The following is a 23097-nucleotide window of genomic DNA, read 5'->3' as shown; positions in this document are numbered from 1 at the left end:
AGTTTGGGTGCGAGAACAGCGCAATCATCGTTCAGAAAAATGAAATCATCCGCGATGAAATAATCCATATTGAAAAACAGCTGCAGGAAATTGCAGCTGTTTTTTTTGCTGTTAGCGTGCCTGACACGCATGATCCTTGATTCCTGTGCTGCATGCTTTGTTTTGGTCTGCCTTCATGCCCAAGTGGCCGACTAAGGTTAAAGCACAACACACGTCATCCTTTGGAGCTCCCGAGCTGCTTGCTTTGATCCGCCCGCACTCCCGGGCGCCGCTTCAGGTTCACACCCATTACGCCGCCGATAATCAGGACAGCTCCCACCCAGTGGTACCAGTCCAGACGCTCGTTCAGCAGCAGCACGCCGCCGGCGATCGTCACGACCGTGGAGAGGCTGCCGAAGACGCTGACGCGGGAAGCCTCCATGCGGGACAAGGCATAGTTGGTCAGAAACGAAGTCACCAGGGAGGACAACACGCCAAGGTACAGCACGGCCAGAAGAAATTTAGGCTCCAGGAACGGCGTGAAATACTGGCTGAGCGTCCCTTGGGATACATGCTTAATCACTGATATGGCGTTGAAAAACACAAAGCCGAAGAAGGTGATGATGTAGGTCATATCCTTTGGACGCCAGGTTTTGGTCATCCTCCGGGCGCCTGTATTATATCCCGCCATGGACAGGGCGGACAGGAGAATCAGCAGAACACCGCCAAGGCTGGCGGAGGAGATGCTGATCCCGGGCACGGCGAAGATCAGAATGACACCGGCCACCGAAACCAGGGTGAACATTTTTTGGGCAAACGTCGTGTGCTCTTTAAGGAAGATCGCAGCCAGTATCATCGTAAATACCGGCACGACCGCCTGAACGATCCCGGCCACCGAAGACGAGGCGTAGAGCAGTCCAAATGCCTGTAAGGCAAAAAACAGCGAAGGGTAAAGAAGAGCCAGCGGAAGCAGCGCGGCTGTCCGGGGCATGACTTCCTTCATTCGGGCCCGTCCGGGAAAGGCGAACAGCGTTGCCGCCAGAAAGGACAGCGTGAAGCGATGGGCAAGCGTGTCGAGCGGATCCGATACGCTGAGCGCGATTTTGACGAAAATAAAAGACAATCCGATGATCAAAGCGTTGATGAGCGCGGCCGCGACCGCTTTTTTATTCGAAGAAGCATTCATATAGTCAGACCTCCCTAATCACTGCGCGCGCTTTATGGACCGGTCCTGTTGATGGTTTCATTTTACGGGGGACGCGGCTGTGCTACAATATCAATAATCATCATCTGTACCGGTACAAAAGAGCGGGGGAGGAGGCGTTGCGATGTATAAATACGCCGAGCTGATCAACGATTTGGAACTGCAAATCTCGGGTGACGGCTACAGGGAAGGGGACAGGCTGCCTTCCATCCGGGAACTGTCAAAGCGTTATGATTGCAGCAAAAGCACGGTGATCCGCGCGCTGGAGGAGCTGCAGGACAAGCATTTGATTTATGCCGCTCCCAAGAGCGGTTATTACGTGATGAAGCGGTCCGGAAAAAAGCAGAATCCGGGAAACCGGTGGATCGATTTTACGGCAGCCGCGCCGGATCCGGATATTTTTCCGTATCTGGATTTTCAGCATTGTATCAATAAAGCGATCGATATGTACCGCAACGACTTGTTCATTTACGGAACTCCTCAGGGGCTGCCGTCCTTGATTCGCGAGATGCAGCGCCAATTGGCCTCTTACCAGGTGTTCACCGATCCGCGCGGTATTTTCATTACGTCCGGGGTGCAGCAGTCGCTGGGGCTGCTGGCGCGTATTCCGTTTCCGAACGGCAGGCACCGGGTTTTGGTGGAACAGCCGTGTTATCCGCTGCTGATGGAGTACCTGAGGACGTACGGCATGGAAGCAGAAGGGATCCGGCGGTCGGGCGACGGCATCGATCTGGATGAGCTGGAACGGATGTTTAAGACCAGGGAGATCAAGTGGTTCTATACGGTGCCACGCTTCCACAATCCGCTGGGCGGATCCTATAACCGGTCGCAAAAGAAAGCTATCGCCCGTCTGGCGGCCCAGTACGACGTCTATATTATCGAGGACGATTACATGGCCGATCTGGAGCAGGACGCCAAAGAGGACCCAATCTATGCATACGATGACTCCGCGCATGTCGTCTATTTAAAGAGTTATTCCAAGATCATATTTCCGGGCCTGCGGATCGGTGTGGCGGTGCTCCCTGAAGCGCTGTGGAACGATTTCAACCAATTCAAAAAACTGGCGGATATCGACAGCTCGATGCTCTCCCAGGCGGCCCTGGAGCTGTACCTCAAGAGCGGCATGTTCGAGCGCCACCGCAAAAAAATGCGCAGCTGCTATGGGCGAAGATCCGCCCTGCTGCATGAAACGATCATGATGCATGCGGAGAGTACGCAATCGTCTCATTTTACTTACCAGCCGGCCCGGCAGCTGGGTGTCCACACGTATCTGAAGCTGGAGGATGCTGCCCGTGCCCGTCAGGTGATCCAGCGGCTGCAGAAAAAGTTCATTCGGGTCGAAACCGCAGACGCGGGTTACCTTGATTCGTTTGTGAAAGAGCCGCTTCTCAAGCTGAACGTGTCCAGCGTCAAGGAGCCGGACATCGAGTCCGGCATTGAGCAGGTGATTCGGGAGATCGGATAGGACGATCCATGATGAAGGGAGAAGACCGATGTTTTTACGAAGCTTGACCATTCTGCGCAATGAACATACCAAGGGGAACGAGTACCCCTTTTCCATTCCGGCGCTGCGGAATTTGGAGTCCCTGTCGTTTCGGGGAAACGTCACCTTTTTTGTCGGGGAAAACGGGTCGGGCAAATCCACGGTGATGGAAGGAATCGCCGACCGGTGCGGATTCAATACGGCCGGCGGGAGCAGAAACAACGCGTATGAGGTGGATGCTTCCCAATCAGCGCTTGGCGACCATATCCGGCTGTCCTGGATGCCCAAAGTGACGAACGGTTTTTTCCTGCGCGCGGAGACGTTTTACCATTTTGCCAGCCATCTGGACACCATGCCTGCCAGCTTACGCTATTACGGAGGGCGATCTCTGCATGAGCAGTCGCATGGGGAGGCCTTTCTGTCGCTGTTCAAGCACCGGTTCGGTAAAAAGGCTATCTACCTGCTGGACGAGCCCGAAGCGGCCTTATCCCCGGCGCGGCAGCTGGCGCTGCTGAAGGTGATCAAGGATTTGGAGAAAGAGGCCCAGTTTATCATCGCGACCCATTCGCCGATCCTGCTGGGCTATCCCGATGCGGATATCATCAATTTTGACGTTCATCCTCCCCAAGAGGTTCAATATGAAGATACGATGCACTATATTATCACCCGCCGTTTTCTTGAAAACCGGAAGCGTGTGCTGAGCGAGCTGTTTGAGGAGGAGGACGGGGACTGAAGCGGATGATTCCATGTTAAAAGCCCATTTCAAGGAAATGGGCTTTTTGCGTTGGCTCGATTGTTGTCATGGATCAAACTTAAGCATTCCGCCGGATTGCCTCGGAGGGTTCCTCCGCCGCTGCCTGCGGCAGCCCCCGCTGTAGAGCCTCATATAGCCTGGAGGCGGCCAGGCGCGGCGGGTATTCAGCCGACCGGCACACATAACCGCAGGTGATGTTGACGGCATTGCCTTTAAAAGGACGGATTACTGTTCCGGCAGGTGCAGGTTGCAGGACGGTCAGCGGCACGAGGGCAGCGCCCAATCCGCTCTGCACGTAAAATTTCAGTGCAGCCATGCTGCCGATTTCCATCGCATCCATAGGCGGGCCTCCGGGCTCCTGCATGATCATTTCAAGCTTCCGGCGGTAAGGGCAGTCGGCTTGCGTAATCAGCAGGCGATGCCCTCTAAAATCGGCGGGCGTGACGAGCTCCCTGGAAGCCAGCGGATGATCCTCCGGCATGAGGACGACAAAATGTTCGGTCAGCAGCGGTTCATAATAAAGCCCGGCACCAAGCTGGGGAGGAGAACAAATCGCCATGTCCAGATCTCCCCGCAGCACCTGTTCGTTCAGCTGGGGCGAGCTGGCAATCGTCACGGATACCCGTATATTGGGGTAATCGCGCAGAAAAGAAGCGAGGATCTCCGGCAGCCGGTAGCTGGCAATGGGCTCTACGACGCCAAGACGGAGATGGCCAGCTTCCCCCGACAGCAGCTCCTTCATAGTGCCTTGAAGCTGCTCCACATCCTTGACGATATGTGCGCTCTGCTCGTGAAAAAGGCGGCCCGCTTCGGTGAGCTGAAAGGTTTTGCCCCGTTCGATCAACCGGACGCCGAGCTCCGACTCGAGCTTCTGAATTTGCATCGTGACGGTGGATTGGGCGTAATTCAGTTCTTCGGCCGCCCGGTTAAATCCGCCAAGGGCGACGATCCGGTGAAAGGTTTTGACAGCTTTCAGGTCCATGATATGTTTGCCTCCTGCTGTACGGTTCAATATTTTTGAATTCGTCGTTTATTTAATTCAATTATACAAATATGAACCCTGGAATTACAATATGATTGCCGGCAGAAAGAAAACCGAAGCTACAGGAGGTTATGGAACATGCCATTTATACGGATTGACCTAGGGCAGGGTCCCTCGGAGGAGGAACTGGCTGTGATCAGCTGCTCCATTCATCAGGCGATGGTGGATACGATCGACGTCCCGGAAGACGACTATTTTCAGGTGATTACCCGGCATGGGGCAGGGGAGCTGCTGTACGACCGCAGTTACTTAAATGTAGAACGGTCCGACGGACAGATATTTATACAAATTACGCTGAAGCAGGGGCGGACGATCGCAAAGAAAAAGGCGCTGTATGCCGCCATCGCAGAAAGGCTGCAGCAATCGGCGGGCATCCGGCCGCAGGACGTCATGATCATTTTAACGGAAAATACGGCGGAAAACTGGTCGTTCGGCAACGGCATCGCGCAGATGGTCCCGTGATTGGATTGCGGAAAGACATCAATGAATTTCTGACCCAATTAAGGCAATTGAAAGGAGAGCTGATCACATGAACATTCAGCATAAAACAGCGATCGTCACAGGCGGAGGAACAGGGATTGGAAAAGCGGTGTCAATCGAGCTGGCGAAGCGGGGAGCCCGCGTCGTCGTCAATTACTCCCGGTCGCGGGAAGACGCGGAGGAAACGGTGCGGACCATTCAAGGGGGCGGCGGCACAGCCGTTGCGGTCCAAGCAAATGTAGCTAAAGAGGCAGAGGTTCAGGCGATGGTAGGCAGAGCCGCCAGCGAGTTCGGTTCGGTCGATATTTTGATTAATAACGCCAGCATTACCCGGTATATTGCCATGAATGACCTGGATTCCGTGAACGACGAAGCGTGGGATGAGCTCTACCAGGTCAACGTGAAAGGGATGTTCTACTGCGCCAGGGCGGCAGCTGCCGAGATGAAAAAGCAAAAACAAGGCGTTATCGTCAACCTGGGGAGCATCGCCGGCATTACGGGCAGCGGCTCTTCGCTGCCGTATGCCGTGTCCAAGGCCGCGGTGCATGGGTTGACCCGCTCGCTCGCCCGGGCGCTGGCCCCGGAGATTCGCGTGAGCAGTGTCGCGCCGGGTGCAGTGGCCACCCGATGGTGGGCTGGGCGCGAGCAGCAGATGGAGCAGCTGGCAGGCTCCTTGCTGCTGAACCGGATTTCTTCGTCCGAAGATATCGCCCATATGATCTGTGCCGTGGTCGAACAGGATTCGCTGACCGGGCAGGTCATTACGGTGGATGCAGGGCAGACGATGTAATTAGGACATCGCATCGGGCAGAAGTGGTGGCAGATGTTGTAATACAGGCGAGCGGTACAACATATCCACATCATATACACAGCAAATCAACAGTGTATCCACAGCATATCTACATCATATCCACAGCCTATCCACAGCATATCCGTTGCGTGAAGGACTCCAAACGAGGTAACCTGATCTTAGCCCCACTTGGAAAAGACGGATTACACCAGCCGCGGTTAGAATCCGCGGGGTCAGGAGGGATTGCCCTATGCGCGAATGGATCGGCAAATGCCGCGATTGCGGCAGGGACATTTATTGCGAGAACGGTTTTTTGAATGGCGTGGTGCTGGAGGACCAGTCGTTGAAATGCTTCCCGTGTGAAGAGCAGGAGGATGCGGGAACCGGTGACTCGGAGCGGCAAAGTGCAGAAACCGGTGATTCGGTACAGCATTCGGAGAGAGAACCGGATTAGCACAGGATATACTTGCAGACCAAGAGTAACTTCCAAGTGGCAGCCTGAATTGGCTGCCTTTTTGCTTTGCATCCTCTGCATCCTCTGCATACTTTGCATGTCAAAAATTTTGCATCGTTAGAAATACCCGCCCGATCCGAAGTTTTTCAGCCGATCTCAATCGATCTCATTTCCCCGGCCTGAGCATCCATACCTGGGTCGGTACCCATCCCTTGGACGCTTTACTTGAGTCCTGCACAGGGGGAACGCTTGGGATCCGGAGTTTTCTCCGGAGCATGCACCGTTAGGCGATTGTGTCTCTATGGCTGATAATGGTAGGATGAAGAAAATAAGGGTGATACCTCATATGGGGATATCCGACAAGGAGGATGAGCAAGTGGCAGCAGAAGAGTACGACCCGACGCTGATCGCGCGGCTGGAGAGCCCGGAACGCCTGGAGAAGCTTCCCCCGGAGAAGCTGCTGGACCTTCTGGAGTTGTCCGGGCACGAGGACCTGCTGGATGTAGGGGCAGGCAGCGGTTACTTCACGTTTCCGGCGGCGGCACGAACTTCCGGAACGGTCTATGCGCTGGATACCCATCCGCAGATGCTGGACATGCTGAAGACCCGTTCGGAAGAGCGGGGCGTTTCGAATATTCGGCTGATTCAGGGAACGGCAGAACAGGTTCCGCTAGAGGAAGAAAGCGTGGACGTGATGATCCTGTCCCTCATCCTGCATATTGCCGAGCCGCATGAGCAGGGATTGAAGGAAGTGCAGCGCGTTCTTAAAAAAGGAGGCAAGGCGCTCTGCGTGGAATGGGCTTACCCGGACAGCGAACCGCCTTCGGATCACCGCATCTCCTCATCGGACATGGCCCGCATGGGAGAGGAGCTTGGCCTCAAGGTGCTCAGCAGGCAGCCTTGGTCGGACAAGTATTACAGCATCGTTTTTCAAAAATAACATGTGTATCGCCCAGGGGAAGCTGTGCAACGCTGTGCAGCGCCAAAAATGCAAATCCATTCACAGGAGAGGTGGCTTGAGAATGAAATACAGACGGCTTGGAAAAACGGAATTGAAGGTATCGGTGGTCGGTGTAGGAACATGGCAGTTCGGGGGAGACTGGGGGAAGGACTTTAACCAGCAGGAGGCGGACGCCATTTTGCATAAGGCGAAGGATCTGGGCATCAACCTGATCGACACGGCGGAATGCTATGGTCCGCATCATCTGTCCGAGAGCCTCATCGGAAACTTTCTGAAGCGGGACCGCCGCGAGGACTGGGTCGTGGCTTCGAAATTTGGCCACCGCTGGCATGATCATTGGGAAAACGCCTGGTCTGCAGATGAGGTTCTCGTCCAGCTGGATGAATCCTTGAAAGCGCTGCAAACGGATTATATCGACCTGTACCAGTTCCACTCGGGCTCGGATGAAGTATTTCACAACGACGATCTGTGGACACTGCTGGACAAGCAGGTGCAGGCCGGGAAAATCCGCAACCTCGGCATTTCCATCGGCAGCAACGATAACCTGGAGCAGACTTCCCTGGCGACCGAGCTCAACGCCAAAGCGATTCAGGTCGTGTACAACCGGCTCGATCGGAAACCGGAAGAGCGCGTCTTTCCGTCCTGCACCGAGCAGGATCTGGGCGTGCTTGCGAGAGTGCCGCTGGCCAGCGGTTATCTAAGCGGCAAGTACAAGCCCGGCGCCGTGTTCCAGGATAACGTGCGCAAACGGCATGAGCGCGACAACATCGATGCCCGCCTCCGCGAGGTGGAGGAAATCCAGCGGACCGAGGTGCCCGAAGGCGTGGGCATGGCGCAGTGGGCTTTGGCCTGGTGCCTGCAGAACCCTGCCGTGGACTGCGTAATCCCGGGCTGCAAGAGCCCGGAGCAGGTCGAAGCCAATGCGGCCGCTGCGGACCTCGATATGGTCCAGGATACGCATCCACGGGCGTGGAAATAAGCAGGGAAGCAGGCGTTCGGCACATTCCTGATTAAAGGAGGAGTAGACCGACTTATGTCCAGTAAAACAGGAGACGGGCGGGAAGAACTGCCCGTGATCTTTTTTGAGAGTCAGCAGGCATGGGAGGAGTGGCTCGAGGCGCATCATGCCGAGTCGCGCGGCATTCGGCTGCAGATGGCCAAGAAGGGATCCGGCATCCCATCCATCACGTATGACGAAGCATTAGAGATTGCACTCTGCTACGGCTGGATCGACAGCCGCAAGGAGGCCTGGGACGAGACGTATTGGATTCAGCGGTTCGGCCCGCGCGGGCCGAGGAGCATCTGGTCCAAGATCAACAAGGAGAAGGCTGAGCGCCTTGTCACAGAAGGCCGCATGAAGCCGGCCGGTCTTGCGGCGATCGAGGAAGCCAAACAAAAAGGCCAGTGGGAGCAGGCTTATGCATCCCAGAGCCGGTCGCAAATTCCCGAGGATCTGGAGCGGAAGTTCGAGGAGCATCCGGCTGCGGCAGCCTTTTTTGCGACGCTGGACAGCCGCAACAAATACGCCGTCTTATTCCGGGTCCAAAGCGCCAAGAAGCCGGAAACGAGGGCTAAACGAATCGACCAGTTTATCGACATGCTGGAAAAAGGCGAAAAAATATATCCTTAGATTGTGCATCAGCCCTCAGTCACCTTGATCAGCCGAAGCCTCCGTCAACGACGGGGGCTTCGCCCTTTCTTGACCTGCTGCAGCACTTTCCTTCCTGAATATTACGGTGCTCTTCCGAATAGGCTGTTTATAGCTGAATCATCGAAAAAAGGCGGAAGGGGCGGGGGGCCAAACCTGAAAAGCCGCATCCAGAAAGGCGGGTTTTGCTTCATGCTGTTAAATATTAGCGTGGTGATGGTTTTGGTGTATACGGCGGTATGTATCGGGTATGTCCAAATTCACCGGCAGCATCTTTTGAACATGACCGGCAACATGGTGGCGATGACGACAGGGCTGATCTCCAACTTGACGATCGGGGTCATCCTGGGCATGATGTTTGCCGGCGACCTCGTGCTGTCTACCGGTCTGTCGGTGCTGTTTTGCTTTGCGATCGGCTACTTGGTCGGCAAGCCGCTCCATCTGCTGGCGGTCATTGAGGGCATCGGCGGGGGGATCATGGGCGGACTGCACGGAGCTATGCTCGGCGAGATGATTCCCCGGGCAAGGTGGGACGTCATGCTGTTTATTATGGATGCGCTGTTTATTGCGATGACCGCCATGGTCATGTATTTGATTCATAACCAGAAATACAAGGCCCGGGAGGCTGCGGACGAAGAAGAGCGGGCGGAAGGATCTGGACAGGTGCCCGCTCTGATGCCGATCCGGCTGTCCTTTTGGATGCTGTATATTATCCTGCCGGTCGTGACCCTCTGCGCTGCAGCTATATTCAGCCATTCGGTCCCTGCCGGAGAAGTTCCGGTAACGGGACATGAGATGCATTCCATGTAAGTCCTTTGCAAAATCGTTCATAAACGGATACAATACAGGTAACGGCTGAATTGTAATGATTTTGGTTACACTTACATCGCCGGGTGTCCGGCAGCCTGCCGGACCGCTGTATACCAACTAATGGACAAAGGGGATAGGATAATGGAACGCATTCAAACGGAAGCCCAATATAACGAACTGATTCAAGGGGACGGCATCACGGTCATCAAATACGATGCAACCTGGTGCCCGGACTGCAAAACGCTCGATAAATTTATGCCGGACATTATGGCCAAACATCCGGATAAGAAATTTTATGCACTGGATGTAGAGCAGTTGGAGGACGTATCTTCCCAGAACGACGTGCGCGGCATCCCAAGTCTGCTCGTGTACAAGGACGGGAAGAAAATCGCCCATCTGCACAGCAAATTCGCCAAAACGCCTGGTGAAGTATCGGAATACCTTCAAACGCTGGAGTCCAAGCAATAAATTACAATGAACCGAAGCCATCGGCCAAGCACCCCCGATTCACGGTAGAACGTGAAGACGGAGGGTGCTTTTTCTTTTGGAAAAGCCCGCCCAGCGGGTTATTTGGCATGCGGCCGTTACGGGATTTTTTACAAACATGAAATGAAACGGAAAGCAATACACATAGGGTGAGAACATGATGCCAAGAGAAGGATGTGCTGCCATGGCAACGACAGACGAGATTCTGCAAATGATGGATGAGCACAGCGCCAACAATTACTATCCGCTGCCGATCGTCATTCATAAGGCGGAGGGCGTATGGGTTGAGGATTTGAACGGACATCGATATATGGATATGCTCAGCGCATATTCCGCCCTCAATCACGGTCACAGGCACCCCAAAATCATGCAGGCGCTGCAGGAACAGGCCGGCAAGGTGACCCTTACATCGCGGGCGTTTCAGAGCGAGGCGTTCGGCATCTTTGTGAGCAAGCTGGCGGCATATACCGGCAAGGACAAGATTCTGGCGATGAACACGGGCGCCGAAGCGGTGGAAACCGCGCTGAAAATGGCAAGGCGGTGGGGCTACCGGATCAAGGGCATTCCGGAGAATCAAGCCGAGATCATCGTCTGTACCGGAAATTTTCACGGCCGTACGCTGAGCGTCACCTCATTCTCCTCCGAAGAGGCGTATAAACGGGATTTCGGGCCGTTCACACCCGGCTTCCGGATCATCCCATACGGCGATGCTTCCGCGCTGGAGCAGGCCATTACGCCGAATACGGCGGCTTTTCTCGTGGAGCCGATTCAGGGTGAAGCCGGGATCGTGATGCCGCCTGAAGGCTATTTAAACCAGGTGCGGGAGCTGTGCCGCCGTCATCAGGTGCTGCTGATGGCCGACGAAATTCAGACGGGGCTCGGAAGGACGGGACGCCGCTTTGCCTGCGATTGGGAGGGCGTCGTACCGGATGTGTACATTCTTGGCAAAGCCCTCGGCGGGGGCGTGCTGCCCGTTTCTGCCGTCGCGGCAGACCGGGAGATCATGGACGTGTTTGAACCGGGTTCGCACGGCTCGACCTTTGGCGGCAATCCGCTGGCTTCCACGGTGGCAGCTGCTGCGCTGGATGTGCTCGAGGAGGAGAAGCTGGCGGAGCGTGCCGAAACGCTTGGGCGCCTGTTTATGAAAAAGCTTACATCGATCTCCCATCCCGATATCGTCTCGGTCCGCGGGCGCGGCCTGCTGATTGGGCTGCAGCTGTCTGTGCCGGCAAGACCTTATTGTGAGGCGCTGGCCCGCATCGGCCTGTTATGCAAGGAAACCCATGATACCACGATCCGGTTTGCGCCGCCGCTCATCCTGTCCGAAGAAGAACTAGAATTTGCGCTCAGCCGAATTCGGGAGGTATTCACCGGTCAAGGGAGGGCGTGAAAACGTATGGGGCAACCAACCATTTCGATTATCAGCGTACCGTTCGGTTACGGGGCGGGACGGCCGGGAAGCGAGCAAGGGCCGGACAGCATTCTGAAGTTCGGTCTGGTCAAAAAGCTGGAGCAGCTCGGCTACGATGTGGACGCCGGGCGGAGAATCCAGCTGCCCTCCAGCCTGACGCCCTATCCCACCACGCGTATGAAGCATGTGGACCAGGTCATGGCAGTCTGCTCACAGCTGGCGCGGGAGGCGGCGTCGGCGGCGTCAGCCGGGAGCATTCCCCTCATGCTTGGGGGGGACCACAGCATTGCCATGGGCTCGCTGGCCGGGCTCAGCCGGCATTACCCGAACATGGGCGTCATCTGGGTGGATGCCCATTCGGATCTGAACACCGAGATCACCAGCCCATCCGGGAACATGCACGGCATTCCCCTGGCAGCCGCCCTCGGCTTAACGCAGCTGAAGCTGACGCAGATTCTGCCCGGCGCCGTTCAACTGAAGCCGGAGAACTGCGTCATCATCGGTGCCCGTGATCTGGACCGGGACGAGAAAACACTCATTCGCTCGCGGGGCATCACCTGCTTCACGATGTACGAGATCGACCGGCTGGGCATCGAGCATGTCGTGCAGGAGGCGCTGCGGATCGCCGGGACCGGCACGGACGGCCTGCACGTCAGCTTCGACATCGACAGCGTCGATCCGTTTGAGGCCCCCGGAACGGGCACGCCGGTCCGCGGAGGGCTCAGCTACCGCGAGGCCCACTTGGCCATGGAGCTGATGAGCGAATCCGGCCTCATCACGTCCGCGGATATGGTGGAGGTCAATCCCAGCCTTGACCGGAACAACCAGACCTCGAAGCTGGCGGTGGAGCTGCTCGGCTCCTTGTTCGGCAGCCGGATTTTGTAGGCGAAAGGAGGCGTCTCCTTGGAGAAAGCCATGAAGTCTTTGTTTTTGACGCTGGCCAAAAACCGGGCGGCGAACCGCTGGGCCAAACGGTACGGACTCCGGCTCGGGGCCAGGCGCTTCGTTGCAGGCGAGTCGATCGAGCATGCGATTGACGCCGTCCGCAAGCTGAACGCCAGCGGGCGGATGGCCACCCTCGATTACCTGGGGGAGTTCACGAGCAGCGAGGAGGAAGTGCGCGAGACGGCCGACATGTGCCTCAAGACGCTGGATGCGATCCACCGGTCCAAGGTGCAGGCGAACCTGTCGCTCAAGCTGACGTCGCTCGGTCTGGATCTGAGCCCGGACCTGTGCTTTGAGCTGATGCGGAGAATTTTGGCCAGGGCGCAGAGCTACCGACTGTTCGTGCGCATCGACATGGAGGACCACGCCCACTGCCAGCCGGCGATCGACATGCTGAAGAAGCTGCGGGGCGGTTATGACAACGTGGGTATCGTCATCCAGTCGTATTTGTACCGGTCGGAGGAGGATGTGAAGGAACTGGGCGCCCAAGGGGTCAATCTACGCCTGGTGAAAGGGGCGTATAAGGAGCCCGCAAGCGTCGCGTATCCCCGGAAGGAAGACGTGGACGACAATTTGATTCGCCTGATCAAGATGCACCTGAAGTCCGGCAGCTACACGGCGATCGCCAGCCATGACGAGCGGATCCTCAACGAGGCTAAACGATTCATCGAGGAGGAGGGGATTCCGCGCTCCCGCTTTGAGTTTCAGATGCTGTACGGCATCTGCGAGGAACTGCAGCTGAAGTTTGTCGAGGAGGGCTACCGGTTCCGGGTATACGTTCCGTTCGGCGTGGACTGGTTCGGGTATTTCATGCGCAGGTTGGCGGAACGGCCGGCCAATGTCTGGTTTGTGCTCAAAAATACTTTTAAGTAAAAAGGGAGTGAGGTAGCCATGAACTCGTTCGCCTGGAGCGCCGCATTTCAAAATGAGCCCTTCACTGATTTTAACCAGCCGGAGCACCGCGAAGCATTTCTGAAAGCTTTGGCCGCCGTGAAAGGGCAGCTGGGACATCGTTATCCTGTCGTGATCGGCGGAAAAGAGGTATACACGGAGCAGGAGCTGGTCTCGCGGAATCCCGGCCATGTGCGGGAGGTGGTCGGCCGGATGAGCCAGGCCGGTACCGACCTTGCGGAGCAGGCGATGCAGCAGGCGCAAAAGTCTTTTGCCACCTGGAAAAGAACGACGGCCACTGAGCGGGCGGCGCTGCTGCTCAAGGCGGCTTCCCTGCTGCGCCAGCGCAAGCACGAGTTTTCCGCCTGGATGGTCGTCGAGGCCGGTAAAAACTGGGCCGAGGCCGACGCGGACACGGCGGAAGCGATCGATTTTATGGAGTATTACGCCAGGGAAGCCGTCCGGCTCAGCGAGACGTCGCTGCACCAGCCGCTGCCAAGGGTGCCGGGAGAAGAGAACCGGCTGCAGTACATCCCCCTGGGCGTCGGCATTATTATCCCGCCGTGGAATTTTCCGCTGGCCATATGCGCCGGCATGACGACGGCCGCGGTGGTGACCGGCAACACCGTTCTGCTCAAGCCCGCATCGAACACGTCCGTTATCGCCTACCAGTTCTTCAAGCTGATGAAGGAAGCCGGATTCCCGGACGGGGTCATCAACTTTGTGCCGGGAAGCGGGGCCGTCATCGGCGATTACCTGACGGCGCATCCGCAGACCCGGTTCATCAGCTTCACGGGCTCGAAGGAGGTCGGCCTCCGGATCAACAAGCTGGCCGCGGAGCAGGCTGAGGGGCAGATCTGGATCAAGCGGGTCGTCGCCGAGATGGGCGGCAAAGACGGTATCGTGGTGGACGAGACGGCGGATCTGGAAGCAGCGGCGAAGGCCATCGTGGTCTCGGCCTTTGGCTACCAGGGGCAGAAATGCTCCGCCGGGTCGAGGGCGATCATCGTCGAGTCGGTCTACGATCAGGTGCTTGCCCGCGTGACGGAGCTGACCAACCTGCTGGAGGTGGGACCTGCGGAGGATAACGCGCCGGTCGGACCCGTCATTGATGAGAAGTCGCGGGACAAAATTTTGGAGTACATTGGGATCGGCAGGGAAGAAGGGCGTCTTGTGACCGGCGGGGAACAGGTCGGGGAAGCCGGGAATTATATCCGGCCGGCCATCTTTACCGATGTCCCGGTCAAGGGACGGATTATGCAGGAGGAGATCTTCGGACCGGTGCTGGCGGTCGTACCTGCTCGGGATTGGGAGGAGGCCATCGAGATTTATAACGATACGGAGTTCGGATTGACCGGATCGTTCTTTTCGACGGACGAGAACCGGATCTCGGCTGCGCTGGAACGCATGCACTGCGGCAACTTGTATGTCAACCGCAAGTGTACCGGTGCGCTCGTGGGCGGTCAACCCTTCGGCGGCTTCAACATGTCCGGGACCGACTCGAAAGCCGGAGGGCATGATTACCTGCTGCTGTTCACCCAGGCGAAGGTGACCTCCCGCAAGTTACCTTGAGCGTCCCCCTTGGCAGGGTCATGCCTGGATATATTGACAAAGCACCCTGTTTTGTCGGCGTGCCGCCGCAATTCAGGGTGCTTTATTGGGTTTGTTCTCGAAAGGTATAATGCTTCTAGAGCCCTTTCCCTTCGGGTTCGAACTCGTCGCTTCGGATCCACATGATGATGAGGGGAATCATTGTGCCTGCCGCTCATTCCGCTGCAGCTGAATGAGCTCGCCAAGCTGACGGATGGTGTCCAGCAGATGCTCGGTTTCTTCGTCCGTCAAATTTCCCAGTGTCTCGACGATGCGGACGGCGCTCATTTCCGCCAGCTTTTTCAGCAGCGCAGAGCCTTTGTCCGTAATCGAGATGTTAACGAACCGGCGGTCCTGCTCGCTGCGGCTGCGCACGATGAGCTCTTCCTGCTCCAGCTTGTCGCAGATTTGCGTAATGGCGCTGGTGGTCAGGCCGGTGACCTTGACGATGTCCGTTCCGCGCTGGCTGCCGCTATTTTGCAAATATTGAAGTATAAACGATTCTGTCGTGCTTAGCTTCACCTGGCGAACCAGACCGGCATAATCTATAATTCTTGGAAGTCTGTCCATCAATTCAAAATATCGGGTCGCGAGTTCTGTAGATGTAGAATGCAAAGTAATCTCCCTCCTGGAGGCAACGGACAAGCCGGCTCGGCTCGAAACGTCCGTTCATGCATTTAATTGGTCCTAATGACATGTTAGTTTGATTTTAAGACACCGTCAACTTTCACCGGATGGGTTCCATGGGGACGGTATGTGCTTGACAAACCGCTTGTGGAAGATATATACTTTTTCATGCACTTATTAAAAGTAAGCTTATATCCAATAAGCTCTTACTTATCAATCGATAGGATTATGTGATCCGAATGTGCAACCATTCATTCGCTTAATTCGGCATCGATTACTCTCTTTATAACTCTCAGGATTCCTTTTTTATGGCAGCCGCAACGCGGCTGCTCTTTTTTTTGCCTGCAAGTTCAACAAGGCGCCCGGGGTAGGCACAAAAGGGAAGCGAAAATGGGTAAGAAAAACGTCTATCGGCGTACCTTCAAAGAAGACAGACCGCGTCTAGAGGAAGTTTTTCTTGCGAGATCAGGAAGCAGAAGCTTCCTCCGAAACTTATCCTTTCTGATCTCCTAAAAAAAGGATTGACTCAAAAGTAACCATTGGTTATATTTATGACATACAGATTAAGTAACCGTTGGTTAGTTAAAAAAGACCGAAAGGAACAAACACCCAGATGCCCAGAAAAAAGCAAGTTCGATCCGAACAAACCAAGCAGGACATTTTGAATGCGGCAGGCCGGCTTTTCGCGGCCAAAGGGTACGATGCCGTCACCATGAGGGAAGTGGCCAAGGAAGCCGGCTGCTCCCATACAGCGATCTACATTTATTTTGAAGATAAGGAGGCGCTGCTCCATGAACTGTCCATACCGGCGCTAACGGAATTGCAGCTTCAGATTGAGGAAAAGGTGTCCGGAAAGCTGGAGCCGGAAGAAGCATTAAGGCAAATCAGCCTGGATTTTATCCGCTTTTGCTTGATTCACCGCAATATGCACCGCATCTTTTTTGAGGCACGCTCCGTAAGGGTGGACGAAGCGGAGCCCGAACTTGAGATTAACCGCGTCCGTAACGGGATGTTCCGTCTGCTGATGCAGGCTGTCCGGCAGTGTCTGGATTTACCGGAGGGAAGCGAGCGGCTGCTGTCGGCCACCCGGATTTATTTTTACCTGCTTCATGGCATTGTGGGCACCTATCAGCTGTCCGAAGAATCGGCCGAGGAATTGATGGAGCGTCTGCTTCCCACGTTTCGTGAAGCGATCGAGGTTTTGCTGCTGGGCTTCCGCGCACAACATGCGCCGGATAAATAACGATCCGCAAAGGAGAGGTTGATGGATGAGCTTTATCGTTCTGATGCTTTTGTTTACGGTGGTTTGCGGCTGGCTTGATTCCCGAATCGGCCGGACGACGAAAAAGGAGGGGAAGTAAGATGTTCGCAGGCCATTTTGGACTCGCCGCAGCGGCCAAAGCCGCAAGTCCCAAAACTCCGCTGTGGGCGATCATGCTGGGCACGCAATTGCTCGACGTCATTTTTGTGCCGCTGCTGCTTACGGGAATGGAGACAACCGTGGAAACGGATGGTGGAGGATACGGCGGAGCCGTTATCCATGCAGACTATACGCATTCGCTGGTCAGTGCGCTGATCATCGCCCTGCTTGCCGGCCTTGGAGCCTGGAAGCTATGGGGAAAGCGAAGTGCAGGGGTTATCGGCGGCGTGGTCTTCAGCCACTGGCTGCTCGATCTGCTGGTGCACCGGAGTGACATGCCGATTCTGCCGGGAAATCTGGGCTCATTGCCTCTGATGGGGTTCGGCTTATGGAAATGGCCATTCATCAGCGGCGCTTTGGAGGTTCTTCTTATTGCCGTGGGTGCGGTCATGTATTATCGGTCAGTGCGGTTAAGGGCACGGAACGCGCCGGAAATCGCCGGAAGCGCCTTTCCTGCCAAAGCGGTATGGGCTGCTGCGGTCATGGCCGTCCTGCTGATGGGCTCGTTTATATCCGATCTGATCGGGATTTGATCTTCCGGACTTTTGCTGAAATTTGGATTTTCTTGAGCAGCCTGTCCATGCGCTGCGTTTGGGTCTCACGTTCTCGGACATATAATTCCAATAAATTTTATCGGATTTATAATAATTTCCTTCTTTTCAAACCTCACAAAGTATGAGAAAATATGAAAAAATTCGCGTGTGGAATCATTTTCCACAGTCACATGAAGGAGGATCCACCTATGTCCGAGAAACGCCCATTATCCATTGAAACGCTCGCTGTCCATGCAGGCCAGGAAATCGATCCTGCGACTTTTTCGCGTGCCGTGCCGCTCTATCAAACGACGTCTTACGGATTCAAGGACAGCGATCATGCCGCCAACCTGTTTGCTCTGAAGGAGTTCGGCAACATTTATACCCGCATTATGAACCCGACCACCGACGTATTTGAGCAGCGTATTGCAGCCCTGGAAGGCGGTGCCGGAGCGTTGGCGGTTTCCTCCGGGCAGGCGGCGATCACCTTCTCCATCCTGAATATTGCCGGCGCCGGGGATGAGATCGTCTCGTCCTCTACCCTGTACGGCGGAACCTATAATTTATTTGCCAATACGCTGGCGAAGCTGGGCATTAAAGTGCACTTTGTCGATGCCAGCAACCCGGAAAATTTCCGCGCGGCCATTACGGATAAGACGAAAGCGCTGTACGCCGAAACGATCGGCAACCCGAAAGGTGACGTGCTTGATGTGGAAGCCGTTGCCGCCATCGCTCATGAGAACGGCATCCCGCTGATCGTGGACAATACATTCCCAAGCCCTTATCTGCTGCGTCCGATTGAGCATGGTGCCGACGTCATCGTTCACTCGGCAACGAAGTTCATCGGCGGCCACGGCACGTCCATCGGCGGCGTGATCGTCGACAGCGGCAAGTTTGACTGGGCAGCCAGCGGCAAGTTCCCGGGGCTGACCGAGCCGGATCCAAGCTACCACGGCGTCGTGTATACGGAAGCTGTCGGCCCGATTGCCTACATTATCAAGGCGCGCGTACAGCTGCTCCGGGATTTGGGATCGGCGATCTCCCCGTTCAACTCGTGGCTGCTGCTTCAAGGTCTGGAAACGCTGCACCTGCGGATGGAGCGGCACAGTGAAAATGCGCTGAAAGTCGCGCAGTTCCTGGAAAGCCACGATGCGGTAGAGTGGGTCAGTTACCCTGGGCTCGCAAGCCACCCTTCGCATGAGCTGGCGAAGAAGTACCTGCCGAAGGGACAGGGAGCGATTCTGACGTTCGGCATCAAGGGCGGCACGGAAGCAGGCCGCAAGGTGATCGAGAACGTGAAGCTGTTCTCCCACTTGGCCAATGTCGGCGATTCGAAGTCGCTGATCATCCACCCGGCCAGCACTACGCACCAGCAGCTGTCGGAAGAGGAGCAGGTGGCCGCCGGGGTGAATCCGGAAATGCTGCGGCTGTCGATCGGTACGGAAGCGATTGACGATATTTTGCACGATTTGGAGCAGGCCATTGAGGCCAGCCAGCAGGCTTAAGCCATCCAAAGCTATATAAAGCTATAGAAGTTAAATCCCGTCCTTATCCGGATCAGCCGCCTCGTTTGAGGCGGCTTTTTGTGTTGTGAATCGTAAGCTTGCCCAATGGGGACTCTCTCGCCCGCAGGCTTTCCTTGGGAAACCGCGCAAATTCCGTATATTTCGCCCTTTCGGCTAATATTCTGTAGGGTATATAGATTGAACTCAAGTTTCGAATGAAAACCCTCTTTGTAACGGCTTATCCAAGCCTTTCAACATGAATTTCTTGAGTTCATTCTGTATAGCAATTTACGCAAGTGGAAGCTCATTTATCTCTGAAGAGAGGGTGGACAGCCAAAAATGAAGGGTGAACGGTGTCAGAACAGCTTCTGCCAATTCGGCTCCTGCCCCGCACCTTGCGGTGTGGAAGCGGTTCACCAGCCGGCATGTGGACAAATGGGCGGGACCGCTCGTGACCGGCGTTCCGGCAGGGAAGAGGAGAACGGCCGCCAGGAATCGGATGCCCCCCACTTGGAAGATGCCGGAGACTACGCAAGGGCAGGCTCCCTTCCCGAGATCGCATCCCTGGTAGAGCTTGCATCCATCGGCTCGATTACAAGGGAGAAGGCGCTTCTGTCCGCGGATTCCGAGCGGATTGGGGAAATCCTTCAGGAAGCGGAAGAATACCGGTCCAAGCCAGAGGAAGGCACGACCCCGGAAATGCTGTTGGATTGGAGTGATTCCATGCGCAGTTTGCGGGTTTATACGGAGGAAGCTCCGTACCTGTACCGGCAAAACGAACGCCTGGACGGAGCAGCCGGTCTTGTGCTGCTTCAGGAAGAAGAGTGGCTGAGAACCGGCCATCTGAAGGAAATTTATGCGGAGTGGCTCAATCGGGATCCGGGAGATGACAGCCGCGAACGGGAAATTCAGGAGCGGCTGATGAACCGGTGGAAGGGGCATCTGGTGAATCTCCTGCACAGCCTGCAGGGAGCGCCGCTAACGGTGGCTCTCGTGTCCGGACGCCTGAAAGACTACCGTAAGCTGAAAGGCGACGCGGAGCTGGACATTGATATGCTCCGGGATATTCAGCTGGAAGCCCTGTTTCGGGCCGCCCAGTCCTGCCAAATGCAAAGGATCGACTGCAGTCTGGAACTGCTGGTTCCTTATCCGGAGGACGGGGAGGCTTTTCATAGGATTCATGATTTTATCGATCGGGTCGGCGAGGAAACCCTTTGTCACCAGCGCAGATCCTTAAGATACCGGGTCGGAGCGATGCTGGACTGGGACGTTCGCGAAACGGCGGCTGCGGAAATCGCCAGGTTCGCGGATTTCATCGTGATCAACGGGAAGCATGAAGGGGCCTGGCTGATGGAATACCTGGTCAGCGAAGAGGAGAGGGGAAAAGTGCTCAGTGCGGGCATTCCGTACAGCGTGCTGGAGGAGCTGGTATACAGCATCCGCCGGACGAAGCCGGCTATTCGGATCTGCCTCTCCGGGGCGGTAAAACCGTCGGATCTCGCTTATGTTTATCGTTTGGGGCTGAACGCGGTCAGCACGGTTCCCTCCGAGCTGCCGGGCGTGCGGCTCGCCGCAGCGCAGTGGGAGCTCCTGGAAAGGCAGCACGAACAAAGGCGCAGGTCTGCGCAGGGAAGAACGTAGGCCGGCACTTTATAGGATAAATGATCAATAGGCTTAATGATTGCTGGGGCAGGAAGGTCTGCTTCGGATTCATTAAGCCTATTTTTTTGCGTGAAAAATAGCATACCCGTTTACTTTTTATGGGAGGGCGCGTATACTGTAATTAACAAAAAGTTTCCTTAACACAAAATTATTGTATTGACGCAAAAATGATTATCATTCTCATTTAAAAACAACAATCGCGAAGGAAGAAAGGTTCGTCAGAGGCGTTCCGTTCCATCCGCATACCATGCTGCTCCGGCTAGTCCGGAGCAGCATGTGCCATTTTAAGGGGACTAATAATGCTATTCATTCTCATTAGGAAGGTGATCACTCATGGAAAACATACGAAATGCTCCTGCTCAATCGATCCAGCGTCAAGCCAATCTGAACCGCCCAGGTCCCGGAAAGAAAGGGCGCTTTGATCTACGCTCGCTCATCCGCAATTCGGAAATGCAGGCGGCGCTGGCGAGCGGACTGCTTATGCTGGGCGGCTGGGCGGCCAGCTGGCTGTCCGCTCCGGCCTTCGTATCGATCGTGCTGTATATTCTGTCCTATGCCGCAGGCGGCTGGCTGAAAGCGAAGGAAGGGGTCGAAACGCTGATCCACGAGCGCGATCTGGACGTCAACCTGCTAATGGTAGCTGCCGCGCTGGGTGCCGCAAGCATCGGCTACTGGAACGAAGGCGCCATGCTCATCTTTATTTTCGCCCTGAGCGGAGCATTGGAAAGCTATACTACCGAACGAAGCAAAAAGGATATTTCGTCGCTGATGGCGCTGAAGCCGGAAACCGCGCTGCGGATTCAGGACGGGCAGATGAAGCTCGTTCCGATCGGTGAGCTGGCTATAGGTGACCTGGTCCTGGTCAAACCGGGTGAATTGATCCCGGCGGACGGCATTATCCAAAAGGGGAACTCCTCGGTGAACCAATCGTCCATCACCGGCGAATCGGTCCCGGCCGACAAAGCCGCGGGCGACGAGGTGTTTGCCGGAACGCTAAACGGGGAAGGCGTGCTGTACGTGGAGGTGTCGCGTTCGGCGGAGTCCACCGTTTTCGCCAAAATCGTAAAGCTTGTGGAGGAAGCCGAGACCGAGGTTCCGGATTCACAGCGTTTCATGAAGCGGTTTGAAGCCATTTATGCGCGCATCGTGGTGGCGGCGACGCTGGTCCTCATTTTCCTGACTCCGTTTGTGCTGGGCTGGAGCTTTGGAACTTCCTTTTATAAAGCGATGGTGTTTTTGGTGGTAGCTTCGCCGTGCGCACTGGTGTCTTCCATTATGCCGGCGATGCTGTCCGTTATCTCCAACCGGGCACGCCGGGGCATTCTGTTCAAGGGCGGTGCGCATGTAGAGAACATGGCGCTGACGTCCGTGGTCGCATTTGACAAAACAGGAACGCTGACGCTCGGAACGCCGCAGGTAACGGATTTCATTCCGGCGGACGGATACGACCGCCTGGAGCTTCTGGGTATTTGCGCATCCGTGGAACAGCTGTCCGAGCATCCGCTGGCCAAGGCTATCGTGGTGAAAGCCGAGGAGGAGGGAGCGATGCTGCCTTCAGCGGAATCGGTCACCTCGCTGACCGGCTGGGGCATGGAAGGCTGGGTTCAGGGCAGACGCTGGCGCATCGGGAAGGCGGATATGCTGGATCAGGCCGACCCGTCCGGCGAACATGCCGCATGGCTCCGGCAGCGTCAGGAGCTGAACGCGGCTGGCAAAACCGTGTCCGTGATTCTGGACGGGGAGCGGATTGCCGGGCTGGTCGCACTCGCAGATGTGATCCGCCCGCAGGCGGCCGCAGCCGTGAAGCAGCTGCAGTCGATCGGCGTCAAGGTCGCGATGCTGACCGGCGATCACAGCCTGACGGCGAACGCCATCGGCAGCAGCATTGGCGTAGATTACGTCTTTGCCGATTTGCTGCCTGAAGAGAAGGTCAACCATGTGAAACGGCTGCGCGAGCAGTACGGCCACGTGGTGATGGTCGGGGACGGCGTGAATGACGCGCCAGCACTGGCTACGGCCACCGTAGGCATGGGTATGGGGATGAACGGCAGCGGCACCGCGCTCGAGGTGGCGGATGTCGTTCTGATGAACGACAACATTGAGGAGATTGCCTCAACGATTACGCTCGCCCGCCGCGCCCGGCGCATCGTCAAGCAGAACATGGTGTTCGCCGTGTCGGTGATTTTGCTGCTGATGGTCAGCAACTTTGCCGCCGGTATCGCCCTTCCGTTCGGCGTGGTTGGCCACGAGGGGAGCACGATTCTTGTCATTTTGAACGGACTCCGTTTGCTGCGGTAAGCACGGATTGAGACAGAAACGGCTCAGATATGAAGGAACCTCCGAAGGAGAGTCGGAGGTTCCTTTTTTGCGCGGAAGGAAATTGTTAAACGATTTGTAAAAATTAAATTGTTCACAATTCAGG

The 23097-nt window shown here is 56.0% G+C and carries 22 protein-coding genes; 19 read left to right on the top strand and 3 right to left on the bottom strand.

Annotated features, from left to right (window positions below; translation table 11 throughout):
• Positions 1-214 precede the first annotated feature (214 nt).
• Complete coding sequence (locus ABID47_RS32375; protein ID WP_354503229.1) at positions 215-1165, bottom strand: DMT family transporter; 951 nt, start codon at positions 1163-1165, stop codon at positions 215-217.
• 142 nt (positions 1166-1307) lie between these two features.
• Here ABID47_RS32375 and ABID47_RS32370 point away from each other — a divergent pair, with 142 nt between their 5' ends.
• Together ABID47_RS32370 and ABID47_RS32365 are read left to right on the top strand one after the other, a co-directional pair.
• Positions 1308-2648 (top strand): aminotransferase-like domain-containing protein, encoded by a 1341-nt coding sequence (locus ABID47_RS32370; RefSeq protein ID WP_354503227.1) that lies wholly within the window; start codon positions 1308-1310, stop codon positions 2646-2648.
• A 28-nt stretch (positions 2649-2676) separates the two neighbouring features.
• Entirely contained in the window at positions 2677-3399 is a 723-nt protein-coding gene (locus ABID47_RS32365; RefSeq protein WP_354503225.1) for an AAA family ATPase, read from the top strand.
• Between the two features lie 79 nt (positions 3400-3478).
• On the opposite strand, the gene ABID47_RS32360 is transcribed toward ABID47_RS32365, so the two are convergent.
• On the bottom strand, positions 3479-4402 hold the full coding sequence (locus ABID47_RS32360) for a LysR family transcriptional regulator (protein ID WP_354503223.1): 924 nt from the start codon (positions 4400-4402) through the stop codon (positions 3479-3481).
• A gap of 138 nt (positions 4403-4540) precedes the next feature.
• On the opposite strand from ABID47_RS32360, the gene ABID47_RS32355 reads away from it, so the two are divergent.
• The 12 genes from ABID47_RS32355 to pruA all read left to right on the top strand — a co-directional run bounded on the left by ABID47_RS32355 (position 4541) and on the right by pruA (position 14910).
• Positions 4541-4924, top strand: a complete 384-nt coding sequence (locus ABID47_RS32355; protein WP_354503222.1) for a tautomerase family protein — start codon at positions 4541-4543, stop codon at positions 4922-4924.
• Between the two features lie 67 nt (positions 4925-4991).
• On the top strand, positions 4992-5732 hold the full coding sequence (locus tag ABID47_RS32350) for an SDR family NAD(P)-dependent oxidoreductase (protein WP_354503219.1): 741 nt from the start codon (positions 4992-4994) through the stop codon (positions 5730-5732).
• A 250-nt stretch (positions 5733-5982) separates the two neighbouring features.
• The gene (locus ABID47_RS32345) at positions 5983-6186 is read left to right on the top strand and encodes a hypothetical protein (protein ID WP_251679159.1); all 204 of its coding nucleotides are present in this window, start codon (positions 5983-5985) and stop codon (positions 6184-6186) included.
• A 376-nt stretch (positions 6187-6562) separates the two neighbouring features.
• Positions 6563-7126, top strand: coding sequence for a class I SAM-dependent methyltransferase (locus ABID47_RS32340; protein WP_354503216.1), 564 nt, complete (start codon positions 6563-6565; stop codon positions 7124-7126).
• Between the two features lie 82 nt (positions 7127-7208).
• Positions 7209-8126, top strand: a complete 918-nt coding sequence (locus ABID47_RS32335; RefSeq protein WP_354503214.1) for an aldo/keto reductase — start codon at positions 7209-7211, stop codon at positions 8124-8126.
• A gap of 54 nt (positions 8127-8180) precedes the next feature.
• Positions 8181-8777, top strand: a complete 597-nt coding sequence (locus tag ABID47_RS32330) for a YdeI/OmpD-associated family protein (RefSeq protein ID WP_354503212.1) — start codon at positions 8181-8183, stop codon at positions 8775-8777.
• Between the two features lie 210 nt (positions 8778-8987).
• A complete protein-coding gene (locus tag ABID47_RS32325) occupies positions 8988-9605 on the top strand; it encodes a hypothetical protein (protein ID WP_354503210.1) in 618 nt (205 codons plus the stop codon).
• A gap of 141 nt (positions 9606-9746) precedes the next feature.
• Positions 9747-10073, top strand: a complete 327-nt coding sequence (locus ABID47_RS32320) for a thioredoxin family protein (protein WP_076176171.1) — start codon at positions 9747-9749, stop codon at positions 10071-10073.
• Positions 10074-10275: 202 nt separating this feature from the next.
• Positions 10276-11481 (top strand): ornithine--oxo-acid transaminase, encoded by a 1206-nt coding sequence (gene rocD, locus ABID47_RS32315; protein ID WP_354503208.1) that lies wholly within the window; start codon positions 10276-10278, stop codon positions 11479-11481.
• A gap of 6 nt (positions 11482-11487) precedes the next feature.
• Entirely contained in the window at positions 11488-12387 is a 900-nt protein-coding gene (rocF, locus tag ABID47_RS32310; RefSeq protein WP_354503205.1) for an arginase, read from the top strand.
• Between the two features lie 18 nt (positions 12388-12405).
• Positions 12406-13320: a proline dehydrogenase gene (locus tag ABID47_RS32305; RefSeq protein WP_354503202.1), complete on the top strand. Its 915-nt coding sequence runs from the start codon at positions 12406-12408 to the stop codon at positions 13318-13320.
• A gap of 18 nt (positions 13321-13338) precedes the next feature.
• Positions 13339-14910, top strand: coding sequence for an L-glutamate gamma-semialdehyde dehydrogenase (gene pruA, locus ABID47_RS32300; protein WP_354503200.1), 1572 nt, complete (start codon positions 13339-13341; stop codon positions 14908-14910).
• A gap of 177 nt (positions 14911-15087) precedes the next feature.
• Here pruA and ABID47_RS32295 read toward each other — a convergent pair whose 3' ends face one another.
• A complete protein-coding gene (locus ABID47_RS32295; RefSeq protein ID WP_116234387.1) occupies positions 15088-15543 on the bottom strand; it encodes a MarR family winged helix-turn-helix transcriptional regulator in 456 nt (151 codons plus the stop codon).
• A gap of 625 nt (positions 15544-16168) precedes the next feature.
• Between ABID47_RS32295 and ABID47_RS32290 the strand changes: the two genes are divergently transcribed.
• The 5 genes from ABID47_RS32290 to ABID47_RS32270 all read left to right on the top strand — a co-directional run bounded on the left by ABID47_RS32290 (position 16169) and on the right by ABID47_RS32270 (position 22973).
• Positions 16169-16798, top strand: a complete 630-nt coding sequence (locus ABID47_RS32290) for a TetR/AcrR family transcriptional regulator (RefSeq protein WP_076176159.1) — start codon at positions 16169-16171, stop codon at positions 16796-16798.
• 119 nt (positions 16799-16917) lie between these two features.
• Positions 16918-17508: a permease gene (locus tag ABID47_RS32285; RefSeq protein WP_354503197.1), complete on the top strand. Its 591-nt coding sequence runs from the start codon at positions 16918-16920 to the stop codon at positions 17506-17508.
• Positions 17509-17717: 209 nt separating this feature from the next.
• Complete coding sequence (locus ABID47_RS32280; protein ID WP_354503195.1) at positions 17718-19013, top strand: homocysteine synthase; 1296 nt, start codon at positions 17718-17720, stop codon at positions 19011-19013.
• A 339-nt stretch (positions 19014-19352) separates the two neighbouring features.
• A complete protein-coding gene (locus ABID47_RS32275; RefSeq protein WP_354503192.1) occupies positions 19353-20654 on the top strand; it encodes a hypothetical protein in 1302 nt (433 codons plus the stop codon).
• Positions 20655-21008: 354 nt separating this feature from the next.
• Positions 21009-22973, top strand: a complete 1965-nt coding sequence (locus tag ABID47_RS32270; RefSeq protein WP_354503189.1) for a heavy metal translocating P-type ATPase — start codon at positions 21009-21011, stop codon at positions 22971-22973.
• The last annotated feature ends 124 nt before the right edge of the window (positions 22974-23097 follow it).

The sequence above is a fragment of the Paenibacillus favisporus genome (genome assembly GCF_040545415.1).
GTDB classification, from domain to species: domain Bacteria; phylum Bacillota; class Bacilli; order Paenibacillales; family Paenibacillaceae; genus Paenibacillus_AQ; species Paenibacillus_AQ favisporus.
Note: the sequence above shows the minus strand (reverse complement) of the source record. Positions and strands in the feature narration are given on the sequence as shown.

Coding starts and splice junctions, on each gene's coding strand:
- ABID47_RS32375 (WP_354503229.1), bottom strand. CDS start 1,165: ATGAATGCTTCTTCGAATAAAAAAGCGGTCGCGGCCGCGCTCATCAAC.
- ABID47_RS32370 (WP_354503227.1), top strand. CDS start 1,308: ATGTATAAATACGCCGAGCTGATCAACGATTTGGAACTGCAAATCTCG.
- ABID47_RS32365 (WP_354503225.1), top strand. CDS start 2,677: ATGTTTTTACGAAGCTTGACCATTCTGCGCAATGAACATACCAAGGGG.
- ABID47_RS32360 (WP_354503223.1), bottom strand. CDS start 4,402: ATGGACCTGAAAGCTGTCAAAACCTTTCACCGGATCGTCGCCCTTGGC.
- ABID47_RS32355 (WP_354503222.1), top strand. CDS start 4,541: ATGCCATTTATACGGATTGACCTAGGGCAGGGTCCCTCGGAGGAGGAA.
- ABID47_RS32350 (WP_354503219.1), top strand. CDS start 4,992: ATGAACATTCAGCATAAAACAGCGATCGTCACAGGCGGAGGAACAGGG.
- ABID47_RS32345 (WP_251679159.1), top strand. CDS start 5,983: ATGCGCGAATGGATCGGCAAATGCCGCGATTGCGGCAGGGACATTTAT.
- ABID47_RS32335 (WP_354503214.1), top strand. CDS start 7,209: ATGAAATACAGACGGCTTGGAAAAACGGAATTGAAGGTATCGGTGGTC.
- ABID47_RS32330 (WP_354503212.1), top strand. CDS start 8,181: ATGTCCAGTAAAACAGGAGACGGGCGGGAAGAACTGCCCGTGATCTTT.
- ABID47_RS32325 (WP_354503210.1), top strand. CDS start 8,988: ATGCTGTTAAATATTAGCGTGGTGATGGTTTTGGTGTATACGGCGGTA.
- ABID47_RS32320 (WP_076176171.1), top strand. CDS start 9,747: ATGGAACGCATTCAAACGGAAGCCCAATATAACGAACTGATTCAAGGG.
- rocD (WP_354503208.1), top strand. CDS start 10,276: ATGGCAACGACAGACGAGATTCTGCAAATGATGGATGAGCACAGCGCC.
- rocF (WP_354503205.1), top strand. CDS start 11,488: ATGGGGCAACCAACCATTTCGATTATCAGCGTACCGTTCGGTTACGGG.
- pruA (WP_354503200.1), top strand. CDS start 13,339: ATGAACTCGTTCGCCTGGAGCGCCGCATTTCAAAATGAGCCCTTCACT.
- ABID47_RS32290 (WP_076176159.1), top strand. CDS start 16,169: ATGCCCAGAAAAAAGCAAGTTCGATCCGAACAAACCAAGCAGGACATT.
- ABID47_RS32285 (WP_354503197.1), top strand. CDS start 16,918: ATGTTCGCAGGCCATTTTGGACTCGCCGCAGCGGCCAAAGCCGCAAGT.
- ABID47_RS32280 (WP_354503195.1), top strand. CDS start 17,718: ATGTCCGAGAAACGCCCATTATCCATTGAAACGCTCGCTGTCCATGCA.
- ABID47_RS32275 (WP_354503192.1), top strand. CDS start 19,353: ATGAAGGGTGAACGGTGTCAGAACAGCTTCTGCCAATTCGGCTCCTGC.
- ABID47_RS32270 (WP_354503189.1), top strand. CDS start 21,009: ATGGAAAACATACGAAATGCTCCTGCTCAATCGATCCAGCGTCAAGCC.